General features: G+C 64.5%; 4 protein-coding genes. 3 read left to right on the forward strand and 1 reads right to left on the reverse strand.

What is annotated here, in order from left to right; translation table 11 throughout:
- The coding region (locus tag AC1P6P_RS06985) for a DnaA ATPase domain-containing protein (RefSeq protein ID WP_481401714.1) at nucleotides 1-916 on the forward strand (916 nt) is incomplete at its 5' end.
- Nucleotides 917-1,163: 247 nt separating this feature from the next.
- Here AC1P6P_RS06985 and AC1P6P_RS06990 read toward each other — a convergent pair.
- Nucleotides 1,164-4,559 carry a YhdP family protein gene (locus AC1P6P_RS06990; RefSeq protein WP_481401715.1) on the reverse strand — a complete coding sequence of 1,132 codons (3,396 nt, stop codon included), beginning with the start codon at nucleotides 4,557-4,559 and terminating at the stop codon, nucleotides 1,164-1,166.
- Nucleotides 4,560-4,692: 133 nt separating this feature from the next.
- On the opposite strand from AC1P6P_RS06990, the gene AC1P6P_RS06995 reads away from it, so the two are divergent.
- Both AC1P6P_RS06995 and AC1P6P_RS07000 read left to right on the forward strand, forming a co-directional pair.
- A complete protein-coding gene (locus tag AC1P6P_RS06995) occupies nucleotides 4,693-5,157 on the forward strand; it encodes a peroxiredoxin (RefSeq protein ID WP_481401716.1) in 465 nt (154 codons plus the stop codon).
- Nucleotides 5,158-5,306: 149 nt separating this feature from the next.
- Nucleotides 5,307-6,549 (forward strand): DUF5930 domain-containing protein (locus AC1P6P_RS07000; protein WP_481401717.1); only part of this gene is annotated, 1,243 nt, incomplete at its 3' end.

The raw sequence follows: 6,549 nt of genomic DNA on the forward strand, positions 1-6,549 counted from the left end.
CCTCTACATCCATGGCGGGTTTGGCTACGGCAAGACCCACCTGCTCAACGCCGCCGCTCTGGAATTCCGCAAGCGCTCCAAGAAGGTGCTGTTCCTGCGCGCGGAAGACTTCATGCGCCACTTCCTCGGCGCGCTCTATCGCAAGGACACGCTGAACTTCAAGGAGGAGCTGCGTTCGGCCGACGTGCTGATCATCGACGATCTGCAGCACATCTGCCGTTCCGCCGCGACCGCCTCGGAGTTCCTCTACACCGTCAACGCGCTGGCCGACCTCCGCCGCAAGGTGGTGATCGCCGCCGACCGCGCTCCGGCCGCCCTTGAGGGCCTCGGCGCCGACGTCAAGAGCCGCATTTCCGGCGGACTGGTGATCCAGCTCGGCAAGCCCGACCGCGACACGCGCCTCAATATCCTCAAGCACCGCGCCGCCGAGTTCGGCCGCCTGCGTCCCGGCGTCGTCATTCCGGAAGACGTGCTCGAGCGCATCGCCGATATCGAAGACGCCTCCCCTCGCGAAATGATCGCCGTCTTCACCAAGCTGGCGACCTACGCCGACCTGACCAAGAAGCCGGTGACGGCGGAAATGGCCGAGGAAGCCGTGGGCTTGCGCGCCACCGGCACCAAGAAGACGTCGATCGAGGACATCCAGCGCAAGACCGCCGAGTACTACAAGCTCGACGTGCGCGATTTCCATTCGCCGCAGCGCGCCCGCCGCGTCGCCCGCCCGCGTCAGGTGGCGATGTACCTCGCCCGCATCCTGACGACGCGCTCGCTGCCGGAAATCGGCCGGCGTTTCGGCGGCCGCGACCACACCACCGTGCTGCACGCCTGCCGCCGGGTGGAGGCGCTGTGCAACGAAGACAAGGACTTCAAGTCGGAAGTGGAATTCCTCCGGACGCTGCTGTCGCGCCCGATGTAGTTCTGGAGCAGCGGACCTTTGCTTGGAGCCATGACTTTCCTCCCCCGCGGAGCTCAAGCCGTTGAGCCGCACACCGGTGCAATAGCGGGGGAGGTGGCGCCGCAGGCGACGGAAGGGGGATTGTCGGCATAAAGACGACAGTCTTCATTCCCCCCTCCGCTTCGCTAACGCTCAGCACCTCCCCCGCTATTTCACGATCGTCATCAGAATCGCAGAGCGAGACTCCGCGGGGGAGGAAAGAACTTTCTCAATCCCCCTCGTGGGCGGGCTTGGTCTTCGGCTTGGGTGTCGGCACCGGCGGCGGCGTGTTGGTCGGAGCCTGGGCCGCGGTCGGAATCTTGCCTTCGAAGATGCGGCGCAAAATGCCCGGCGCCAGCGCCGACAGCGGATTGACGCTGACGCTCGGTTCGTCGGCATTGCCCGAGACGCTGTAGGTCATGCCGATGATGCCCTCGCCCTGCTTGGAGGTCACCAGGGTGCCGAGCAGCGGAATGTTGCCGAGCACGCTGTTGATCCCGAACAGCGGAACCAGCGAGCCCTTGAGCGCGATGGCGTTCTTCGGCCGGTCGATATAGCCCTCGGCCGAGACACCGATCGCCGGACCAACGGCACGCACTTCGCGCACCGACAGGACCTTGTTCTTGGACGAGAACGGCACTTCCAGCGAATCCACTTCGATGCCCTGCCCCTGCATCAGATTGGCGAGGCCGAGCAGCGAGCCGGCGGAGAACAGGCGGGCCAGGAACGGCTGGTTCAGCACCTTGAATTCGCGCAGCATCGCCTTGCCCTGGAAATCGGGCGCCGAGGATGGCGCAACCTGATCGGCGGAGGTCGGAAAGGTTGCGTTCATGTCCAGCTTGCCGCCCTTCATGCCGGTGAAGCCGTACAGACCCTGCAGCAACAGGCCGGTGTCACCCGTCGTCATGCTCAGGCGCCGCCCGCCGTCGCCTGGAGCGATGCTCATCGACAGCGAGGCGGCTTTCGACAGATTGCCCGACAGCGACAGCGTCGCGGTGCGATCGGCAACGCCGGCCATGTCGAGGGCGAAATTCGACAGCGCCACGCCGTCGCGCAAGGCGAGCCGGTCGAGATGGGCGCTGACCCGGAACGGCTCGTCGAACTTGGTGTCCTCGCTGCCGCTGGAGCCCTCAGCGCCGATGCGCGAGCCGTCGAGCGAGTGACCGCGGATGGTGAGATCGCTGCCGCTTGCGCCTCGCGTCAGCGTGAGCGAGAAATCGTTCTGCGGCCCGAGGCGGACTCCCGGCGCCTGCACCTGCGCCAGATGCCCGCCTTCGAACTTGGCGTTGGCATTGACCGAGGTGCCCGGCCCGCTGATGTGAATGCCGACGGTGTCGATGGCGCTCCCCGCCGTAAATCCAGCCGCCAGCCGCGCCGTCATCGGGAAACCGGCCGGCTTGTTGACGCCGATCAGGTTGAGGGTGACGACCGTCGGCGTCAGGTCGAGCGTCAGGTTGGCCTGCTGCAGCGCCCCGCGGTGACCGGTCAGCGAGCCGCTGATGCCGATCGGGCCCTTCACATAATCCTTGAGACCGATGCCGAGCGTGGTACGCGCGGTATCATCGACGCTGCCTTTGAGGTTCACCCGCGTCGTGATTGGGCCTTTGGCGGTGGAGAATTCCTCGGTCCAGTCGAGCGCCAGACGCGATGCCGAGCCGCCGAGCCCGGACGTGCCCGTCGCCTTCAGCCGGTCGTTGTCGATGGTGAAGGTCACGTTGCCGTCGGTGAGCTGGGTCGCTTTGCCGAGCGTGAGGGCAAAGCCGGAGACCTGCGCTTTGATCCCGATGGCGATGCGATCGACCGACACCGACCGCAGCATCGGAATCTTGAACGACAGGTCGAGCGTGGCATCGCCTTTGGCACTGGCGGCATTGATGCCGAAACGCGTCGGATAACGCAGGTTGCCCATGTCGACCAGCACCAGCACGTCGGGCATCGCGCCCTGCACCTTGCCGGTGACGACGCCGAGTTCGTCGGGCGAATTGAAATCGGGAATTTCGAACCGCGTCGCCTTGACCGCCAGCGGGCCGATGCGGGCCGCCGCGATATCCGCCACCAGCGACGTTCCGGTGACGACCGCAGTGCCGTGGATATCGGTCATCGGCGTCAGGCCCTTGATGTAGGTGGCCTCGGCATTACTGACGGCGAACTTCACCGAAATGGCTTCCGGCGGCAGCGCCGGCTGATCGAGCATCCCGGGCGTGACATGAATCTCGAAGGCGACCGGCCCGATCGTGCCGTTGGGCATGTTGGCGTCGACCCAGTCGCGCCCGCCTTGCGCCGCCCCCAGCGGCCAATAATGCACGAGATCGCGCACCTTCATCGCCGCGAACGATCCCGTCAGCTCGACGCCGGGCGACTGGCCATCCGCCAGCGTGATCTGGCCCGAGGCCTTCAATCCCATCGCGGCGCCGCCGGCGGACAGCTTTTCGACAGTGAATTTGCGCGTGGCGCGATCCCAGGCGCCTTTGACATCGATAGTCTCGAATTCGACCGGCTTGGCGAACACCCCCGGCCACGCCAGCCCCAGTCGGGCGATGTGCAGTTCGCCGCCCAGCCCGGTGATATCGCCTTCGGGATTGACCGTGAAGCCAACGTGCCCGTCGAGCTCGGCCTTGATCTTGTCGGCGACGAGGCTGGCGTGATCGAGCACGACCTCGTTGCGGATGCCGTCGAAATGGCCCTTGGCGGCAAGATGGGAGACGTGGACATGACCGTTGCCGACGTCGGGAACGGTGAACGCTCCTTGCCCCGCGGCAGTGAAATGGGCGGCAACGAGGCGCGGCCCGTCGATCGTAAAGGTGCCGTCGAGATCGAGCTTCAAGGCGGTGTTCTTGACCGCCGCAAAGGCATTCGAATTGGCGGCTAGCGAATGCAGCGACAGCCCCGTCACCGCGATGTGGCCGGTGACCGGCTGCTTGCCCTCTGGAAACAGGACGTTGCCTTTGACGTGGGCCGGGAAGCCGGAAATCTCCATGTCGGCATCGAACACCGAGGCCAGCGCGGGCCCTTTGCGACGCAGGGTGAAATCGGCCCTTGGCGCCACGACGAATAGTTTCGAAGTCTCGTCGTAGAAGGCGAGCCGGGCCCGGCGCACAGAAAAGCTCTCGAGCGTCGACGGTCCCTTGCTGTCTTTCAGCGCGTCCTCGAGGCGCTTCAGGATGTCTTCTTCCTGGCGATCCCTGCCGACGCCGAGGCGTAAGCCGCCATCCGCAGTCCGCACCAGCGTGAGCTGCACGCCGACCAGGACGATCCGTTTGACTTCGATCTTGCCCTGCAAGAACGGTCCGGCGGCGATGTCGATGTCGGCTTTCGGCGCCTGCGCGATAATGCGGCCATCGCGGTCGAACACCCGGGTGCCGAGAATGACGAGGTTGATCTTGCCCTCGTCGCGCTCCCATTCGACGGCCGCCTGGTCGTATTTGACGGTGACGCCCGGCAACGCCCGGTCGATCGCATCCGCCAGCGAACCGGCGAAAGGCCCGAGTGATACCGGCCCGATCAGAAGACGGATGCCGGTGCCGATCACGAACAGCAAAAGCACACCGATGATACCGGCAGCCACCAGCCCGGCGCGACCGAAATGGTGCGCCTTCACGGTCCGCAGCAATGCGATCGGGTTCACCTGACTGTCCGCCCTCTCAAGGTCCGCGCCTGTCCCCAGTCCCGTGTGTCGTAGGCTATTGCGCAGAATCGCGCCGCACAGTATCGCCTATAGAGCTTAACGGCCTGTTCACCACCTAAACTATGGAACACGAATGGACCTCAAGCCCGGTGATAAGGCGCCCGCCTTCAAACTCGCCACCGACGGCGGTGGTGAAGTGTCACTCGCCGGCCTGAAGGGCAAGCCCTTCGTGCTCTACTTCTACCCTAAGGACAATACATCCGGTTGTACCCGTGAAGCGGTCGACTTCACGCTGCTGGCCCGGAAATTTGAAAAGCTGGGTGTGGCAGTGGTCGGCGTCTCCAAGGACAGCGCCACTTCGCACGATCGTTTCAAGGAAAAGCACGGCCTCAAACTCACGCTCGCCTCCGATCCCGAAACCCGGATCGCCCAGGATTACGGCGTCTGGATCGAAAAGACGCTCTATGGCCGCAAATCGATGGGCGTCGAGCGGTCGACGTTCCTGATCGACAAGGCGGGAAAAATCCTGGCGATCTGGCGGAAAGTGAAGGTTGATGGCCATGCGGAGGCCGTGCTCGCCGCGGCAACCGAGCTTTGAGTGCGACCAGATCGCGTGACCCGGTCCCGCAGCGATTAACCGCATCGTCGTTTTTCTGGGCTAATAGCTTGAACAAGCGCCAGGAATTCGGTGAAATGCCATCCCAAGGGGTCGGCGTGAAGAAAGACGCCCAAAAGGGAAGTGGTGAGATGGCGGATTCGCTCCTGGAGCGCGCCTGGGCGTGGCTACACGAGACTTTTCCCGAACGCCAAGTCTACATACGCAGCGATGGCCGCGTACAATTCTTCACCTTCAGCCCAATCCTGCAAGCCATGATGGCCGGGCTCTGCTTGATTTTCCTCGGCTGGGTCGCCTTCGCAACGGTCAACGTGATCTTCAAAGACCGCATCATCGCGGGCAAAGAACATCGCTTCCAACTGGCGGTGCAGAATTACGAGAACCGCGTCGCCGATCTGCAGGGCTCCTACGACGAGGTCAACAACGCGCTGATCTCGGCGGACGAAAAATTCAAATCCGCAGCCGATGAGTTGGAAGCCAAACAAAACATCATCATGGGCGTGCTCGACCGCAAGAAGCAGGTCGATGCGACGCTGAACCGGCAGGACACCACCAGCCAGGCCGCGCATGAGACCTTCGACGGCGGTCCGGGTGACTCGGTCGATACGGCGCCTCCGCCCTCGCAGATCCAGCAGAATTCCGGCGGCGCCGATTTGGCTGTCACGCCGCAACCGGTCAAGCCGCAGCAGCGCTCGGCCAAGCCGACCCGCGCCAGCATGCTCGATTTCAGTACAACCGTCGGCCGCTGGGCCGGCGCGCTGTTCGGACGCCGCGAGCCGGCGGAGATTTCGCCCGAAGTCATCACGCGCCATCCGGTGTTGCGCCAGCTCGCCGTGCAGACCGAACGCATTCGCCGCCTCAGCGCCGGCCAGACCGTCCTGATGGCGCGCACCCAGAGCCAGGTCTCGGAAGGCATCGGCCATATCCGCGCCGTGCTGAAGCGCACCGGCATCAACCCCGAACAGTTTGCCGAGCGCGTGCGCGCCGGTGAAGGCGGGGTCGGCGGTCCGGAAATTCCGCTGTCGGCCGTGTCCATCGAGGGCATCAGCGATACCGCGTTCCAGCAGGCTTACCTGAAATCGTCGGCGGACCTTACGGTGATGACCGAATTGCTCGGCGGCATGAAGCATGTGCCGCTGATCACGCCGGTTGCCGGTCCGTCGTTCGAGCGCACCAGCGGTTTCGGCGCCCGCGTCGATCCGTTTACCGGCCGCTACGCCTTCCACCCCGGCATCGACTGGTCAGGGCCGACCGGCGCCATCGTGCGCTCGACGGCGCCCGGCGTGGTCGTCTGGGCCGACGTGCGCGGCGGCTATGGTAAGATGGTGGAAATCAATCACGGCTACGGTATCCATACGAGATACGCACATCTGT

Source organism: Rhizomicrobium sp., assembly GCF_056722145.1.

Bases quoted from the DNA above. Each gene is read 5' to 3' on its own strand.
- AC1P6P_RS06995 (WP_481401716.1), top strand. From the start codon at position 4,693: ATGGACCTCAAGCCCGGTGATAAGGCGCCCGCCTTCAAACTCGCCACC.